Here is a 17339-nt window from a genome sequence, read left to right as displayed (position 1 = left end):
AGTGAGACAGCAAAGATGCATAACAAAGCGGAAAGACTGAAGAAGGTATCCCCTAAGCTCCCCGCGGTGCCGGCTGATATTGCCCATCGCGTGCCGCCGGGGCAGACGGTAACGGAACGATTCCCGATCTTGCACGAAGGAGAAGTACCCGAGTACGATCTATCTACATGGTCGCTTCGCGTGTTTGGCGAAGTAGAGCAGGAGATGCAATTTTCGTTCGAGGAGCTGGCGAAGCTGCCGCAGACCAAGATCCATTGCGATATTCACTGTGTGACCCGCTGGTCCAAGCTGGATACGGAGTGGGAAGGCGTCAAATTCTCCGAACTGCTGCCACTGCTGGGCGTAAGCCCGGAGGCTCGTTATGTGATGATACATGCGGATGAGGATTACGAAACGAACATACCGCTGGAGGATCTGCTTAGGGACGATGTTATCCTTGCGCATCGTTATGATGGCGAACCATTGACGGACAAACATGGTTGGCCGATGCGATTGATCGTGCCCCATCTCTACTTCTGGAAAAGCGCGAAGTGGATTCGCGGCATCGAATTTATGAAGGAAGATCGTCCGGGCTTCTGGGAGCGCAACGGCTTCCACAGCTACGCCGATCCGTTCGAGGAGCAACGATTCTCGGGCGAAGCTCTGGACATTCCGGAAGACGAATGGCACATAAAGGAGTTTGATTAACATGTATCTCTCGATATTGGAAGTTCATTCGGAGGAATTGCCTCCATACGCGATTGTTTGCGGTGATCCTAGACGAGCAGAGGTAATCGCAAGCAAGCTGGACGGTGCGAAGGAGCTTGCATACGCCAGAGAATACCGGACATTCGTCGGTGAATTTAAAGGGGTAAAGCTTGCAGTCGTCAGCCATGGCGTCGGATCGCCAGGAGCGGCAGTCTGCTTCGAGGAGTTGATCAAAGGCGGCGTACATACGTTGATTCGTGTCGGCACGGCCGGCTCCTATTCGGCAGATCATCCTGCTGGCAGCTTGATCGTCAGTACGGCGGCGGTTAGAGCAGAAGGTTTGACGAAGCAGCTTGTACCGGATGGTTTCCCCGCGATTGCGGATAACGAAATTGTCAAAGCGTTGTACGAATCGGCGTTAGAAACCGAAGGTATTGTCAAAAAAGGAATCACCGTTACGCTCGACGTATTTTTCTCTGGTGTTGTCGAAGTGCCGCACAAGCTTTACAAACAAGCCGGGGTTCTAGCGGTAGAGATGGAAATTGCAGCATTGTATGTTATCGCTTCGCTGCGTGGTGCGCGGGCAGGTGCGATTGTTGCCCTTGACGGATATGCCGATTCCGATCTGGCTGCAGAATATGATCCTCATACAAACATTGTTGCCAATGCGGTTGAACGGGAGATCGGGGCGGCTCTAGAGGCCATCGTGAAGCTAGCGACAAACGTGTAATCGGAGGTGTGTAGAAGGATGGTAAACGGGGAAGACCACGAAGCGCTCACACGATTAATAGCAGGCAAGGCAAACGTATCGGAAACGGTTGAGCGGAATGCAGGAGAAGCCGCTAATGTGCCTTCCGCTTCTCGGTTGTTCAAGCATGAATGGCTTAACGGCGACTGGCATCCTTTGGTATACGCCTATTACTATAAGCAATGGTCGGATTACACCATGGATTACCACACACACGATACCTTAGAAATTATGTACGTCATAACAGGCGAGTGCCAGATCGAGACCCGGTCTGCACTCGCCTCTTCGCCTTGTTCATATACACTTCGAAGAGGCGAATTCATGATTCTGGATGCCAACGTGCCCCATCGACTCATCGTGGACAAGCGAGGGCCTTGCCGTATGCTTAACGTCGAATTTACGATGCAAGAGCAGCCTACCGCACTCCCTTCGCTCCAATCACTCGGGGTGGAGGATCCTTGGGTAGCTGAGCTTGCCGGAGAACGATCTCCCGTGCTGGTCATGCGCGATAATGATGAATTATATCCGCTCCTTAAAAGTCTCGTGCTTGAATTGGATGGCGGCGATAAAAGGCGGGAGACGAGAATGCAATTGCTGTTCGCACAGCTGTTCGTCGCCATTGCTTATATTCGTAAGGAATCGCTAGAGCTTAATGAGAATCCGTACGATCGTTACGTCAAAGCTGCAATCCAATATATTCATCATAATTATGACCGCGAAATTCGCGTCAAGGATATTGCCGCATCCGTCAATTTGCATCCCGGATATTTGCATCGTGTCTTCCGAGAAGGGACGGGCGAGACCGTTACCGCCTATCTGAACGAGGTTCGTATGGCGAAAGCGATGATGCTGTTAGCACAGACCGATATTCCTGTCGCAGATATTTGTGATTATGTAGGAGTGGGGAATCGGACGTACTTCCACGCAATGTTCAAAAAGGCAACGGGACAAACACCTATCGCCTACCGTCACTCCTTCCACACGGAGAATCCACGTCATGAATAAGTGACGATTTCATACAGCTGCTGCAATAGCAGGTCAGTATTTTGATAACGCTTTCTCTCAGGTGTTGCTACAATAGGGATGAGAAATTCAGACCGAACAAAAACACATTCGAGAAGGAGCTGATTCTATGTCTCGTTTCAAAATTGCTTTTATCGGCGCAGGATCGATCGGATTTACGAGAGGGTTGCTGCGTGACCTGCTGTCGGTGCCGGAATTCGCGGATACGGAAGTTTCTTTTACCGACATTAACGAAAATAATCTTAGGATGGTTACAGAGCTGTGCCAACGAGATATCGATGAGAATGGACTTGCGATCCGTATCCATGCAACAACAGATCGCCGGGAAGCGCTGCAAGGCGCTAAATATGTGATCTGCACCATACGCGTCGGCGGCCTTGAAGCGTTCGCTACTGATATTGATATTCCGCTCAAATACGGCGTTGACCAATGCGTAGGCGATACATTGAGCGCGGGCGGCATTATGTACGGTCAGCGAGGCATCGCTGAAATGCTGAATATTTGCAGAGACATAAGGGAATGCGCTTCGGAGGATGTACTTCTTCTTAATTACGCGAATCCAATGGCAATGCTGACATGGGCTTGCAATAAGTACGGCGGTGTTCGGACAATAGGTCTATGTCATGGCGTGCAGGGCGGTCATAGGCAAATTGCTACGGCGTTCGGACTAGAGAAGAAGGACGTGGATATTATCTGCGCCGGCATTAACCACCAAACGTGGTATATCTCCGTCAAACATCGTGGAGAGGACTTGACCGGACAGATCCTGGAAGCGTTTGAGCGTCATGAGGATTTCAGCAGGACAGAGAAGGTACGAATCGATATGCTGCGGCGCTTTGGCTATTACAGCACAGAATCGAACGGGCATCTTAGCGAATATGTGCCATGGTATCGCAAGCGGACGGAGGAGATTCAAGAATGGATCGACCTTGGTTCGTGGATTAACGGAGAAACGGGAGGTTACTTGCGTGTCTGCACCGAAGGCCGCCACTGGTTCGAGACGGACTTTCCTAACTGGATGAAGGAGCCGGCCTATGTGTATGCGCAAGAGAAACGTGGCGAAGAGCATGGCTCTTACATTATCGAAAGTCTGGAGACAGGCCGTGTCTATCGCGGACACTTCAATGTCGTCAACAACGGCGTGATCACGAACTTGCCGAATGATGCCATTATTGAAGCGCCAGGCTACGTAGATCGTAACGGTATCTCCATGCCGCTAGTTGGAGAGCTGCCGCTTGGACCGGCTGCCGTGTGTAATGTCAGCATCTCGGTACAACGATTATCCGTAGAGGCTGCTATTCATGGCGATGATCAATTATTGCGTCAGGCCTTTATGATGGACCCGCTCGTCGGGGCTGTCTGTAACCCGAAGGAAATTTGGCAAATGGTAGATGAGATGCTTGTAGCGGGCGAGAAGTGGCTGCCGCAATATGGCGCTGCAATCGAAGCTGCGCGCGAGCGGCTGGAGCATGAACCTTTGCTGCCGACAAGTGATTATAAAGGCGCGGCGCGCCTCAAGGTTAAGACGATTGAGGAGATGCAGCAGGATCGTCAGGCAGCCAATCGTAATGCAGGCGAATCGGATAAGGGAAAAGACCGCGAGAAGACGGCGGCGGAACAAGAAGTTTAGTAAGAAGAGGTCTAGCCTTATTGGCTAGACCTCTATTGCTCTATTGCTCTATTGCATTATGCTTCGCGAGGCGCATACTTCAGCTCAATCGGAATCAGCTTGGCGTTAGGGGGACTCCACTTGGGAGGACCGTATTTCTTCATGTAACCCAGCACGTTTAACGAATCCAAAGCAGGCTGCTCCTCGTGCATCGTACGGAACAATTCCCAGCAAGCGACGACATCGTTAAGCGCTCGGTGTCCGCCGATAAGCGGAATGCCGTAACGACTGCACATGTCTCCTAATGTGTGGGGATAATCATGTCGTTCTCTGCTAATGGTTAACGTATCGATGAAGTCATTATGAAACGACCGGCCAGCGATCCTCATCAGCGAATGATGCAGGAAGGCAAGGTCAAACTGAGCGTTGTGAGCGATAAGAATATGATCGCCGAGCATCCTATTGAGGATGCGGAAGGCGGTATCTTCGTCCATCCCGCAAGCGGTCATGTCGTCGGTGATACCGGTTAATTCCGTTATTTTGGGAGCCAATTTGCCGTCGTATTTCACTAAAGTGCTGAACTCGCTTGCGACCACGCCGCCGACGACGCGTATGGCAGCCATCTCGATGACACGATCCTGCTTGGGATCCAGCCCGCTTGTCTCGAAGTCGAACACCGTGAAGGTATGATGTTGGATAGTACTCATTAAAATCACCGCTTTATGATTTGTCGTGTTTCTGTTGCTATACCCTTTATATTCTACGCCGAACCGCGATCCCCTGCCTGAAAATGCGAGTTATGCGTGCACCACTCCTTCGTGATCCCTAATTTTCCCTTCCAATACGGTTCCGATATGGTTAAACTAAATGTAAAGGTTAACGGATGCAAGCTGCGAAATGCTGCGAGGGGGAACAATGGATGCGATGGCCGGATTGGTCGAGTGTACAGAACATGTTTAAAGGAGGGGCGCTTCCGGAGGAGAGACGATTAAGCAAGGATGCAGTAACAGCACTTATCATCCATAGCTGCTTCCAATTCGGAGCTTCCATGTCCGGATTGTTTCTTAACTTGTACCTGTGGCGCCTTACTCAGGATTTGAAGGTCAATGCGCTGTACAACTTAATCGTGTTCGCGATAACGCCAATCGCATTCGCAGTGGGCGGGTTAATTGCAAAGAAACGCGATCGGATGGTGACGTATCGAATCGGCATCGTCATGATCGCTTTGTTTTATTTGATGGTGATCTTGGCGCAGGAGCAGGTACCGCAATACTACATTTGGTTTGCATTGTTTAACGGTGTTGCAGCAGGGTTCTATTGGACTGGATATCTAGTGCTGCAATACGATGTGTCGACGGAAGCGAACCGCATTCGTTTCCTGGCGATCAATATGGTCATGTTTAATAGCGCGGGTCTTGCGGGACCGGCGCTTGCAGGCTTCGTCATTCAACAGAACGATGGATTGCGGGGGTACATCATCATCTTCACGCTGGCGTTTGTTATGTTCGTAATCGCAGCGGTGATCAGTTTCCGAATACCGATGGTTCAATCTCATCATAAAGCCTATTACCTTAAATTCATGGGACTCGTCATGCATCGCAACAAGCGCTGGCTGAAGGCGCTGTTCAGTTTTTTGATCCTTGGGCTGTTCCAGGGGCTGATGTTGTTTCTGCCCAATATATTGTTGTTCCAGGCTGTTGGACGGGAAGATTGGGTTGGATATTTAGGCGTATTTTTCTCATCTCTTACGGTGGCAACAGGTTTCGTTATTTCCCGTAAGGCACAGAAGGAGAATGTGAAGCAATACGTATTCTACTCCACTTCCGGTGTCGTCGTCGGAGCTGGATTGCTGCTTACCGGCGTAGAGCTATGGTCAGTCGTTCTGTTTATGATCCTATTCTCAATCTGCAATCCGCTTGCGATCAACACGCTCACTTCGTATTATTACAGGCTGATAGGAACGCTGCCGCTCAAAGGACAGCTCCGGATCGAATCGGTTGTGATGCGAGAGTTATTCTTGAATGTTGGCCGCGTGCTGTCCATCGGATTGCTGGTCTTGTTCGTTAAGGATCTGGAATCGGCTATGATGCCGGTTATTTTGTTCGTGATGGCGGTCCTGCAATATGTGCTGGTTATGCTCATTAGCGAGAAGACTGAGAACCTGAAGGATGGTCAGCCCTCCTGATTCCGATATTGCCGAGGCGTTAAACCAGTTAGACGTTTGAATACGGTATTAAAGGAATGGATGTCCTTATAGCCTATGGATTCCGCTATGGTCGCGATCTTGTACGAAGACTGCCGCAGCAGCTCCATACTGCGGCGGACGCGCACAGATTGCAGATATTTGAACCAGCTCTGTCCGGTATGCTGATGGAATAAACGCTGCAGATGCCGTTCGCTAAATCCGCTTTTGTCAGCTAAGTGGGTCAAGGTGAGCTCTTGCTGACAATGATCCGTCAAGTAGTACAACAAGTCTTGGAAAGCTGTTTCCTTTGGCTGCGTCACTTTGGGAGTTGGAGAGCTGCGGTCCATCGAACGAAATAGTTCAACCAAGAGCTGAAAGAGAAGCGCACGAAGCAAGTCCCCGGAGCCAGGCTGCGGCGAAGCGTATTGCTCGAACATGGCGATAAACAAATGATCGAAACGGTCGTTGCGGTCATGGGTGGAGTAATAGGGCAGTTCGCCGTCAGCCATTCGTTTGAAAAAGGCTTTGATCGCTTCTTCTGCCGCGAAATCAGATAGCTTGGGCAGTAGTCCAGGTGTCAACAGGCAGTTGGAAACGACGAGATGACGACTACTCGTAGATGTCGGGCGGAACACATGCGATAAGCCGATCGGTATAAAAAACATATCCCCCTGGCGCACTTTATGTACGGATTCCCCCACATGATGAAACCCCTCGCCTTCGACAATGTAGACAATTTCCAGGAAGTCATGATCATGAAATGGGGCGTCAAAGCTCTCTGCGCTACGATTGACGTAGATGAGCTCATCCCTGCGAAAATAATAATGCCCTCGATAGGTCTCAATCGGTTGTTTCACGCCAGCATTCCTCCAGATCTCGGATTAAAATTGTCCGTTATACCCCATAAATATGTCCATTATACCAGTAATCAAATGAAGGCGCTCTCTTATAATTAGAATTACATTCGGCTGCACGAACAATCGTGTGGTCATTCATTGGAGGGCGAACTATGATGCAGGTTAAAGGTGTCACATGTGAATATCAACAGAATCCGATTGGAATCGGGGAGCAACAGCCACGGATAAGTTGGAAGCTGGAAGCTGGGGATAAACGCGGCGTTCGCCAAACGGCATACCAAATTGAAGTGGCAGAAGATTCTCTGTTCGCTAATCGTTTATGGGAGACTGGCAAGGTTGTATCCGATCAGTCAGTGCATATCGAGATCAAGGACCTCGTTACCCGATCTTGTAAGCGTTATTACTATCGTGTTCGTGTATGGGACGGAGAGGGATCGCAGTCGGATTGGTCCGAAACGGCATATTGGGAAACGGGCAAATTCAAAGGCGACACCTGGCAAGCCGAATGGATTACGGCTCCGCTGGAGCAGCTGCCGATTGAAGCCGAACAAACGCCTCTGCTGCGCAAGACATTTAACCTGAAGGACTCGGTTAAACGTGCAAGAATTTATGCGACGGCGCTTGGCATGTACGAGCTGGAGCTCAATGGCAAACGAGTAGGCGATTCATATTTCTCTCCGGGCTGGACGAGTTACGAGCATACGCTGCAGACTCAGACATACGACGTAACAGAATGCCTTGCGACAGGCGACAATGCCATTGGGGCATGGCTCGGCAACGGCTGGTACAAAGGCTGTCTTGGTTGGAACAATCGCAGCGCGTTGTATGGCGATCGACTCTCTCTGCTTTTGGAGCTTCATGTCACGTATGACGATGACAGCATGGAGATCATCACCTCTGACGGTAGCTGGTCATCCTCGCCGGCTCCTATTAAGATGTCGGAGATTTATCATGGCGAAACGTATGACGCGAGACTGGAGCAACCTGGCTTTAGCACGTCATCGTTTATTCAAGATGACAAGTGGATACAGGTAGACACGCTGGTGCGCAGCTACGATATTCTCACGCCGCAGATCAACGAGCCTGTCCGCAAGACCGAAGTGGTCAAACCTGCCGGCTGGCTGACGACGCCAAGCGGCGAGACGGTTATCGACTTCGGTCAGAACCTAGTTGGATGGGTCAAATTTACCGTTAGTGGGGAGGCGGGCAGCGAGGTCTCGTTGTCGCATGCTGAAGTACTTGACGGTGACGGCAATTTCTATACGGCCAACTTGCGCAGCGCCAAACAAAAAATAACGTATACACTGAAAGGCGAAGGCGCGGAGACGTTCGAGCCGCGGTTCACCTTCCAAGGGTTCCGTTATATTAGGTTAGAAGGCTTCAAAGCGCCTTATGATCACGAAGCGTTCGAAGCGATTGTTCTGCATTCGGATATGACGGAGACGGGGGGCTTCTCTTGCTCCAATGACCTGATTAATCAGCTGCAAAGCAACATCCGTTGGGGTCTCAGGGGCAACTTCGTGGATGTGCCGACGGACTGCCCGCAGCGTGACGAGCGGCTTGGCTGGACCGGCGATGCGCAAATGTTTATTGGGACAGCTGTTTACCTCAACAATGTTGCACCGTTCTTTACGAAATGGTTAGGCGACCTAGCAGCAGATCAGCGCAGCGACGGAGCCGTACCGTTTGTCATTCCACATGTGCTGGACGATGGCTCTTACGCGTCGGCGGCTTGGGGAGACGCCGCCGTTATCATCCCATGGAACATCTATGCGAGCTACGGAGACAAGCGGATTCTGGAGCGTCAATACGAGAGCATGAAGGGATGGATTTCCTACATGCGTGCGCAAGGAGACAACCCGTATTTGTGGAACACGGGCTTCCACTTCGGCGATTGGCTGGGTCTTGACGCGAAGTCGGGAGACTATGTCGGAGCGACCGATCGCGATCTCATTGCATCGGCCTTCTATGCCTATTCGGTTACGCTTGTCCGCAAGTCTGCGGAGGTGCTTGGATACACCGAAGATGCGGCAGCGTACGCTGAGCTCGAAGCCAATGTCGTTGCGGCGTTCCGCCAAGAATTCGTGACGCCGGGCGGCAGGTTGTCTTCTTCCACGCAGACCGGCCACGTGCTGGCGCTAATGTTCGGCCTGCTCGATGCTCCGTCCGCTAAGCGGTCCGCCAGAAGACTGAAGGAGCTGCTGGAGAGCAGCAAACATCATCTCACTACCGGGTTCGTAGGAACGCCGTATATAAGCCATGTTCTCAGCGAGAACGGGATGCTGGACGAAGCTTATACGCTGCTCATGCAGCAGGATTATCCATCGTGGCTGTATCCGGTGACCAAAGGCGCAACCACGATTTGGGAGCACTGGGATGGCATCAAAGAGGACGGCAGCTTCTGGAGCACCGATATGAACTCCTTCAATCACTATGCGTATGGTGCCGTAGGCGACTGGCTCTATCGCACTGTTGCGGGTATTCAACCGGTGGAAGCTGAGCCGGGTTACAAGTCTATCGTGATCGCGCCGCAGCCGGGAGGCGGTCTTACGTATGCGGAAGGATCGCTAGAAACGATGTACGGTGAGGTGAAATCATCTTGGTCGATCGACAAGGATGGTATGATCCAGCTTGAAGTCGTAATCCCTGCCAATACGACAGCCGCCATCACGCTGCCTGGAGCAAGCGATTTAGCAGACGTTAGAGAAAGCGGTCACCCACTTAGCCAATCCGCTGGCATCGTCATTGAAGAAGGAACGAACGGACAAACCATTACAGCAGGTTCTGGATCTTACAGCTTCGTATACGAATATGCCGTGCAGAAGACGCCGGCGCTCTCATAATGAATTTATTGTTGCCAGCTCTTTCATCCGCGAACTATCGCGGTTCGAAAGGGCTTTTTCTTTTGCTCCGAAAAGTAGTGGCCTGTCAGCTAACATATGTAGTTACTATGGTGCAATCATATAGGGCGTGTGGTTGAGGGTCAGGAGTCCTGAATTCATAATGAAGACATGAGTTACGACAGACGCAGCTTGGCTGGCATTAGGGGGAGTGAAGGATGGAAAAAGCGGAAATCGCGGGTAAAGCGGGCGTTCTGCCTCAAAAAAAACCGGGACTACTCAAGAAGATGTACATGCAGCGAAATTTGCTGATTATGACGGTGCCATTCGTCGTTCTGGCGTTCGTCTTCTCGTATTTGCCGCTGTGGGGATGGGTACTGGCGTTCATGGATTACAAGGTGGGGCATGAGATTTGGTCGAGCGCCTTTATCGGATTCGAGAGATTCCAACGGCTGCTCGGGGACGATCAGTTCTATCACGTCTTGTGGAATACGCTTGCGATGGGTTTGCTTAGCTTGGCATCCGGCTTCGTCGGAGCCATCGGCTTGGCGCTTCTGCTGAACGAAGTAAGGCTAAAGCTGTTCAAACGGGTCGTGCAGACGATCACGTACATCCCGCATTTCGTATCTTGGGTCGTCATCGCCAATATCGTAATTTCGTTCCTTTCTCCAGACGGAGGAGTGATCAACGAATTGTTGATGAAGATGGGGCTTATTAACGAAAGCATCTACTTCATGTCCAAGGAAAGCTGGTTCTGGACGATCAATACGATCGCGAGCCTGTGGAAGGAACTTGGATGGAGCACCATCATTTACTTGGCTGTGCTGTCTAGCATTAATCCGGAGCAATACGAAGCGGCAGACGTGGACGGGGCTAGCCGTTATCACAAGATGTGGCATATCTCCATTCCGGGCATTATGCCGACGGCCATGCTGCTTCTGCTGCTCTCGATCGGCTGGATCATTCAAGGCGGGTTCGAGTCCCAGTTCCTGCTGGGCAATCCGATGGTCATCAGCAAGTCGGAGGTGCTGGACCTGTACGCGCTGCGTTATTCGACGCAAATCGGAGATTGGTCTTACGGAGTCGCGATTACAATGTTCCGCTCCATCGTCAGCGTCCTGTTGGTGCTTATGGCGAATTACCTGGCGAAATTAACGACGAGCAGCAGGCTCTTCTAGAAAGGAGATGACAAGATGATACAGAGCCGCGGATTCGGCGACTATCTCTTCAAGACGATCAACTATACGCTGCTTCTGCTCTTGACGGCGGCGACATTGTTTCCGTTCATCAACTTGCTGGCCGTATCCCTCAACGACCCGCTCGATACAGTCAAAGGCGGCATCTACCTGTGGCCGAGGGAGTGGACCTTCTCGAACTACATGTATACCTTCAACAACGAGAAGTTATTCGGAGCCGCGTTCCGCTCCGTGCTGCGGACGCTAATCGGTACCGGGCTTGGGTTAATGGCGACGGCAATGGTCGCTTACGCACTGAGCCGGCGAGAGTTCATGTTCCGCAAGGGGACAAACATCTTCCTTGTCATGACCTTGTATCTCAACGCAGGGTTGATTCCAGCTTACTTGCTTATTAAGGAAATCGGCTTGATGAACAATTTTGCAGTGTACATCCTGCCTGGACTGGTAAGCGCTTATAACATCATGATCATGCGCAGTTATTTCGAGGGATTGCCGGAAGGCGTGGTTGAATCGGCCAAGATCGACGGCGCGAGCGACTTCCAGACGCTCTTCCGGATCGTATTGCCGATGAGCATGCCAGTTGTCGCGACGATCACATTGTTTATCGCCGTGATGCATTGGAATTCCTGGTTCGATAACTATCTCTACACCTCGCGTTCGGCTCATCTCAGCTTGCTGCAGTTCGAGCTGCAGAAGGTGCTGCTAAGCTCTATCTCGCAGGTGTTTACGCAAGGAGACAGCTCATCTATGCGACAAGCCTTGGGCGCTTCGCCGCAATCGATCCGCTCGGCCATCACGATTGTCGTCACGCTGCCTATCTTGTTCGTGTATCCATTCCTGCAGCGTTATTTCGTCAAGGGAATTACGATGTCCGCCATCAAAGAATAACGCTTACAAGCCTAGTATTCGTGGTATCATAGGGAAAAACTCCCTTGATATAGATTCCAACAACAACGAAAAGAGGGTGTCAGAACAATGAAAAAAAACAAGTCAATCCTGTCTCTCGCGAGCATGGTGCTTGTAGCCGGACTTATCGCCGGATGTTCCGGCAATAACGAAGGAAGCAACAAGCCTGAGCCAACAGCCGGCAATCAAGGGACGACGAACGAAGGCAAAGAAACGGACGCGCCGGACCTCAGCCCGGTTACGTACTCCATCAGCACGACAGACGACAAGCTGAACTGGGACGCTCCGATTACCAATGAATTGACCAATCGTACGGGCGTCTCGCTCAAATACGATGTCGTCGTGGGCGACCAATTCCAGAAGTGGGATCTGTGGCTCGCCGGCGGAGACTACCCGGACATTGTCGTCATGGATACAGCACATATTCAAAAGTACGCCGAAGCTGGCGCGATCATCCCGCTTAACGATCTGATCGATCAATACGGTCCAAATATCAAAGAGAAGTTCGGCAAGTTCTACAACCTGCTCAAAGACAAAGACGGCAATATTACCTCCTTATACAACGTCAACCTGAGCGAGGAGCCGGCAGCCGACGCTGCAGCATCCTTCGTGGTACAGATGGAAGTGCTGAAGGCTGCAGGCTATCCGGAAATAAAAACGTTCGATCAGCTGTACGAGGTCATCAAAAACTACGCGGATCAAAATCCGAAAATCGACGGTCAAGACACAATCGGCTACTCTGCGGCCATGAATGGCTGGACGGTCAACATCGAATTCAACAACCCGATCATCAGCGGGCTGGGGCTGCCGGATCATGGCAACTTCCGAATCGACGGCAGCAATCAAGTGACGTATAACCCGGTCACGAACGAAGCCAAACAATACTATTCGTTCTTGAACAAAATGTACAACGATGGATTGCTCGACAAAGAATCGTTCTCGCTGGATTACGACGGCATACGCGCCAAGATGGCTCAAGGACGGGTGCTTGCAGCCTACGCGCCGAAGTGGTTCGTGGACGAGCCTAACAACCTGCTTAAAGCCGAAGGCAAAAACAATCGCATGTATGCGCACTTGCCCATCTATTTCGATGGCGTAACGGAAGATCGTTCCAATGCGGGAACTCCGACGGGAGCCGGCAGCTTCCAATGGGCAATCACGACCAAAGCCAAAAATCCGGAAAGAATCATTCAGTTCATCGATTATTTGTTTACGGACGAAGGTCAAATCTTGACGCACTGGGGTCTTGAAGGCACACATTACGACGTCGTGGACGGCAAACGAACGGTCAAGCCGGAGCTCGTTGAGCGCCGCATTACGGATCCGTTGACCAACTACCAAGAAGGCTTCTACAGTCCGGAAGGAACGCAAATCAACTGGTTTACGTTCGGCGTCGGCGCGAAGCTGGGAGACGGCGATTATGCGACGCATCTGACCAAAGAATCAGTGATCAGCAATTACGATCCAATGACGAAGGAAGTACTTGCCGCGTACGGCAAAGAAACATGGGCGGACTTCCTGCCGAAATCGCAATACGTGCCTGGTTTCCTATGGCAGCTTAGCCCGCCGCAAGAAGCGGCCGTTCAGATTCAGAAGATTGAGGATACCTGGAAGCAACTGTTGCCTAAGATCATTCTGACGAAATCGGCGGAAGAGTTCGAGAAAGAATGGAATTCCATGCTCGAAACAATCGAGAAAGATGGATTGAAAGAAATGGAAGCCGCTTATACGAAAGTATGGCAAGAATTCGTAGCGAAATATGATGCGGCGGTAGCGGAATAACAAAGTGATAGCCAAGGCTCCTGAAGTCCGGCAACACCGGCCTTTGGGGGCCTTCTTCCTCTTAATGGGAGGCAGGATACCAGAGCATGGAAGAAAATAGATAACCATTCATCATGAGTCGTTAGGGGCGCTGAGGCTTGAAGATCAGGACCAAATTTTTTGTAACGAACATGCTCATAGTCCTCCTCTTGCTCGGTTCGTTATCTTATGTCTGGGTGGAGCGAAGCACGGATTTGATCATGGGCAGCATTGCCGAGAATGCCGAGCTGTCGTTATCTCAAGTAAGCGCGAACGTAGGCGACAAGCTGCTTTCCTACGAGGAAATCGTGAACACGTTGTACTCAGATAATACGCTGCAGAAGGAATTTATGCAGCATTACGATGATTTGAGGGAAGCCTACGATATTTATTTCAACAAGCAGCTCCCTTTCGAGCGGGCGATCCTGACGACTAAGGATGTTTATCGCATCGATATTTTTACCGACAATCCGACGTACGTGTTCTCCAATGTCCGGTTGATCGACGAGACGGTGGAGCAAAGCGACTGGTACAAACAAGTGCTCGAGAGTCCGTCGGGCAGCGTATGGACTCGCCCATACCGGAGCATCACGAATCAGACGCAAGTGTTCAGCATTAAGAAGAGGTTGAACAATCTGGTCAAAGATGCGAAGCTGTTCGTCTCCGTCGAGCTCCACATCCGCGTGTTATATGACCTCATCCAGGAGGAGAGCAAGGGAAAACGATATATTATCGCGCTCAAAGACGGCACCGTGCTGGTCGACAGCTCGCCCGGCAGACGAATCTCAAGCTTGGAAGAGCTGTCGTTCCATGAAGAGCTTCCCAAGAAGCCAGAAGGAAGCCGGATCTACGAAGAAGACGGACATTCGTATATGGTTCTTCATAATACGTTAAACGAAAGAGCGACGATAAGCGGCATCCAGGTTATCAGTTTCGTGCCGCTTGACGAGGTTATGCCCAAAGTCCAGGAAATGCGCAATTTGGCAATCGTATTGTTCGCGGGAACCTGCGCGATTTCTGCCATCGTCATCTATTTGTTCTCGATCGGGTTGACGCGGCGGATATCCGAGCTGTCGCGTTTGATGAGACGGGTAGATAAGGATGGCTTCCAGACGAGCGTGGACGTGCGAGGCAATGACGAAATCAGCGTGCTCGGGCAAATGTTCAACCAGATGGTAGGACGGATCGGACAATTAATCAAGGAAGTCTATCAATCAGAGATCGATCGCAAGGAGCTAGCGCTGCGGACGAAGGAAGTGGAGCTGTACGCGCTTCAGACACAGATCAACCCTCACTTCCTGTTCAACGTGCTGAACATGATAAGGGGCAAGCTGCTCATTAGCGGGGATCGGGATACGGCGAAGGCGGTCGGCCTGCTTGCCAAGTCGTTCCGGATGATGCTGCGCGGCGGCGGGCAGAGCATCGAACTGTCGCAAGAAATCGAGTTCATTACGAATTATTTGCTGCTCCAGCAGTATCGTTACGGCGAGAAGCTGAAATACGACATTTCGTTCCATGACGAAGACTTATTGATTGCCATTCCAAGGTTATGTCTGCAGCCGCTAGTCGAGAATGCGATCTCGCACGGCATTGAGCTCAAAGAAGGGCCATCCTGCATCTCGGTGCGGGGGGAGCGTACCGCGGAGGGATTGCTTATACGCGTCGAGGACGACGGACTCGGAATACCGGCGCAGAAGCTGGTCGAAATTCGTGAATGGTTTGCGAACCAGCCTCCGCTGACGCAGGAGAAGCATATCGGGCTTCGGAACGTGGATCAACGCCTTAAGCATCTGTACGGCGAAGGAAGCGGGTTATCGATCGATAGCAAGGAAGGCAAAGGGACTGTGGTAACAATGACCATTCCGGTATTGTCCGGACAGAGAGGTGAACGAGATGCATGATGTATTGATCGTGGATGATGAATCCATTGCAAGAGCATCTCTTACGTATTTGATCGACTGGGAGCAGCAGGGGTTCGTTATAACTGCGGAAGCGAGCAATGGCCAACAAGCGCTGCAATTAATAAGCGAACGGTATTTCTCTTTGGTCGTCACCGATGTACGGATGCCGGTCATGGATGGTCTTGCGTTTATCGCCGAGCTTCGCAAGTTCTCCGACGTGCCCGTCATTATCTTAAGCGGTTATGAGGATTTCGAATATGCAAGACAAGGCATTAAGATGGGCGTTCAGGATTATTTGCTCAAGCCGGTGGACGAAGATGATCTAATCGAGGTCTTGAAGCGGATCGAAGGGCAGCTGGAGCAACGATACTTAAAGGGGAGACAGCTCGATCGCGGGTTGTCCGTGCTGCAAGAGCAATTTCTGCGCAAGTGGACAAGTGGCGGTTTGAAGACCGGCAAGGAGTTCGATGAGCAATCCAAGCTGGTCGAATGGACTTCGCCGGAAGGAAAATACGGATGTTTAATCGTCGAGTTGGATCGCGTGACGCGGGATGACAATGCTTGGTCTCCAGAAGAGGATGAACTAAGGAAGTTTTCTGTTCGCAACATCATAACTGAGATCGCGGGCAAGGACTGCCATGCGTTCGAGCTGACGGAGGATCGGCTTGGCTTATTATGTATAATAAGCGGCGATAGCGAAGCGGAATCCGCGTGGATGGCGCTTGCCAGCCATCTATCGGGGGCTGTGGCCAGCTACGGCAAACAAACGGTAAGCATCGGCGTGGGCAGTATCGTCGATACTGCCGAACAAGTCCCTGCCTCTCTCACGGCTGCAGAACAGGCGCTGGACGGGAAGTTTCTGATGGGCAGAGCATCGATCTTGACGACAAACACCTTCGAATCCTCTCTCGCCGATCTTGCACCTATGAGGTTTCTTGGGGCGGAACTGCTCGATGTGATCCGAACTTACCGGACATCTCAGCTTTCGAGTGTATTGAAGCGCATCTGGGAGGGGTTACGAGAAGGCTATGTACCGCAGGCCAAAGTCAAATCGTTTGTGTTGGAGTTGCTGCTTCAGCTGTTCCGGATGCTTAAGGAAGCTGGAGCGGACGAGGACAGCGTATTCGATCACGAATACGGCGATTATGATTTTGTCATGAAATCCAAGTCGATGGAAGAGCTGCTCGTCTTCATGGAACGCAAATGTGAAGAAGCGGCGGCATTGCTGCTGCGATTTAAAGAAGTGCATCCGAATCAGAGCATTGAAGAGATTAAGGCTTTGGTCGCCGAACATTATGGCAGCAATATCAGTCTTAGAAGTATAGCGAGAGAGATGTATATGAATCCTGCTTATCTGGGTCAGCTGTTCAAGTCGCATGTCGATATGACCTTTAATGACTATCTCCTTAAGGTACGAATGGATAAAGCGATCGAGCTTTTGCTCCGCACAGATAAAAAGGTATACGAAATTGCCGGGGAAGTTGGCTACAAGCAGCTGGACTGGTTCTACAAACGATTTAAGGCCTATACCGGCATCAGCGCCGGCGAATATCGGGCTACTATACAATAATGAAAGTAGGGAACGAA

The 17339-nt window shown here is 51.1% G+C and carries 13 protein-coding genes; 11 read left to right on the top strand and 2 right to left on the bottom strand.

The genetic code is table 11. The features are described from left to right. Positions 1-15: 15 nt before the first annotated feature. The 4 genes from ACX1C1_RS24510 (at position 16) to melA (ending at position 4088) form a co-directional block, all read left to right on the top strand. Positions 16-687, top strand: coding sequence for a sulfite oxidase-like oxidoreductase (locus ACX1C1_RS24510; protein WP_458954729.1), 672 nt, complete (start codon positions 16-18; stop codon positions 685-687). A 1-nt stretch (position 688) separates the two neighbouring features. Next, positions 689-1417, top strand: coding sequence for a nucleoside phosphorylase (locus ACX1C1_RS24505; RefSeq protein ID WP_458954728.1), 729 nt, complete (start codon positions 689-691; stop codon positions 1415-1417). An 18-nt stretch (positions 1418-1435) separates the two neighbouring features. Beyond that, positions 1436-2440, top strand: a complete 1005-nt coding sequence (locus ACX1C1_RS24500) for an AraC family transcriptional regulator (protein WP_458954727.1) — start codon at positions 1436-1438, stop codon at positions 2438-2440. 127 nt (positions 2441-2567) lie between these two features. Further along, on the top strand, positions 2568-4088 hold the full coding sequence (melA, locus tag ACX1C1_RS24495; RefSeq protein WP_458954726.1) for an alpha-galactosidase: 1521 nt from the start codon (positions 2568-2570) through the stop codon (positions 4086-4088). Positions 4089-4144: 56 nt separating this feature from the next. On the opposite strand, the gene ACX1C1_RS24490 is transcribed toward melA, so the two are convergent. After that, positions 4145-4774, bottom strand: coding sequence for a 3'-5' exonuclease (locus ACX1C1_RS24490; protein WP_458954725.1), 630 nt, complete (start codon positions 4772-4774; stop codon positions 4145-4147). A 212-nt stretch (positions 4775-4986) separates the two neighbouring features. Here ACX1C1_RS24490 and ACX1C1_RS24485 point away from each other — a divergent pair, with 212 nt between their 5' ends. After that, on the top strand, positions 4987-6252 hold the full coding sequence (locus ACX1C1_RS24485; RefSeq protein WP_458954724.1) for an MFS transporter: 1266 nt from the start codon (positions 4987-4989) through the stop codon (positions 6250-6252). Here ACX1C1_RS24485 and ACX1C1_RS24480 read toward each other — a convergent pair. Next, the gene (locus tag ACX1C1_RS24480; RefSeq protein ID WP_458954723.1) at positions 6240-7109 is read right to left on the bottom strand and encodes a helix-turn-helix domain-containing protein; all 870 of its coding nucleotides are present in this window, start codon (positions 7107-7109) and stop codon (positions 6240-6242) included. The two genes, ACX1C1_RS24485 and ACX1C1_RS24480, sit on opposite strands and share 13 nt — an antisense overlap. 152 nt (positions 7110-7261) lie before the next feature. On the opposite strand from ACX1C1_RS24480, the gene ACX1C1_RS24475 reads away from it, so the two are divergent. The 6 genes from ACX1C1_RS24475 to ACX1C1_RS24450 all read left to right on the top strand — a co-directional run bounded on the left by ACX1C1_RS24475 (position 7262) and on the right by ACX1C1_RS24450 (position 17322). Continuing rightward, positions 7262-9952 (top strand): family 78 glycoside hydrolase catalytic domain, encoded by a 2691-nt coding sequence (locus tag ACX1C1_RS24475; RefSeq protein WP_458954722.1) that lies wholly within the window; start codon positions 7262-7264, stop codon positions 9950-9952. Positions 9953-10167: 215 nt separating this feature from the next. Next, positions 10168-11127, top strand: coding sequence for an ABC transporter permease (locus tag ACX1C1_RS24470; RefSeq protein ID WP_458954721.1), 960 nt, complete (start codon positions 10168-10170; stop codon positions 11125-11127). Positions 11128-11142: 15 nt separating this feature from the next. Next, entirely contained in the window at positions 11143-12033 is an 891-nt protein-coding gene (locus ACX1C1_RS24465; protein ID WP_458954720.1) for a carbohydrate ABC transporter permease, read from the top strand. An 87-nt stretch (positions 12034-12120) separates the two neighbouring features. Then, positions 12121-13833, top strand: coding sequence for an extracellular solute-binding protein (locus tag ACX1C1_RS24460; protein ID WP_458954719.1), 1713 nt, complete (start codon positions 12121-12123; stop codon positions 13831-13833). Positions 13834-13970: 137 nt separating this feature from the next. After that, positions 13971-15752: a sensor histidine kinase gene (locus tag ACX1C1_RS24455; protein ID WP_458954718.1), complete on the top strand. Its 1782-nt coding sequence runs from the start codon at positions 13971-13973 to the stop codon at positions 15750-15752. Further along, the gene (locus ACX1C1_RS24450) at positions 15745-17322 is read left to right on the top strand and encodes a response regulator (RefSeq protein ID WP_458954717.1); all 1578 of its coding nucleotides are present in this window, start codon (positions 15745-15747) and stop codon (positions 17320-17322) included. Before ACX1C1_RS24455 ends, ACX1C1_RS24450 begins: the two co-directional genes overlap by 8 nt. Positions 17323-17339: the final 17 nt, after the last annotated feature.

It is taken from the genome of Paenibacillus sp. strain BS8-2, from assembly GCF_054483835.1.
This window is presented reverse-complemented; position numbering and strand designations above follow the sequence as displayed.

What these genes read in the sequence shown, in the direction of transcription:
- ACX1C1_RS24510 (WP_458954729.1), top strand. Translation starts at nt 16, where the DNA reads ATGCATAACAAAGCGGAAAGACTGAAGAAGGTATCCCCTAAGCTCCCC.
- ACX1C1_RS24505 (WP_458954728.1), top strand. Translation starts at nt 689, where the DNA reads ATGTATCTCTCGATATTGGAAGTTCATTCGGAGGAATTGCCTCCATAC.
- ACX1C1_RS24500 (WP_458954727.1), top strand. Translation starts at nt 1,436, where the DNA reads ATGGTAAACGGGGAAGACCACGAAGCGCTCACACGATTAATAGCAGGC.
- melA (WP_458954726.1), top strand. Translation starts at nt 2,568, where the DNA reads ATGTCTCGTTTCAAAATTGCTTTTATCGGCGCAGGATCGATCGGATTT.
- ACX1C1_RS24490 (WP_458954725.1), bottom strand. Translation starts at nt 4,774, where the DNA reads ATGAGTACTATCCAACATCATACCTTCACGGTGTTCGACTTCGAGACA.
- ACX1C1_RS24485 (WP_458954724.1), top strand. Translation starts at nt 4,987, where the DNA reads ATGCGATGGCCGGATTGGTCGAGTGTACAGAACATGTTTAAAGGAGGG.
- ACX1C1_RS24475 (WP_458954722.1), top strand. Translation starts at nt 7,262, where the DNA reads ATGATGCAGGTTAAAGGTGTCACATGTGAATATCAACAGAATCCGATT.
- ACX1C1_RS24470 (WP_458954721.1), top strand. Translation starts at nt 10,168, where the DNA reads ATGGAAAAAGCGGAAATCGCGGGTAAAGCGGGCGTTCTGCCTCAAAAA.
- ACX1C1_RS24465 (WP_458954720.1), top strand. Translation starts at nt 11,143, where the DNA reads ATGATACAGAGCCGCGGATTCGGCGACTATCTCTTCAAGACGATCAAC.
- ACX1C1_RS24460 (WP_458954719.1), top strand. Translation starts at nt 12,121, where the DNA reads ATGAAAAAAAACAAGTCAATCCTGTCTCTCGCGAGCATGGTGCTTGTA.
- ACX1C1_RS24450 (WP_458954717.1), top strand. Translation starts at nt 15,745, where the DNA reads ATGCATGATGTATTGATCGTGGATGATGAATCCATTGCAAGAGCATCT.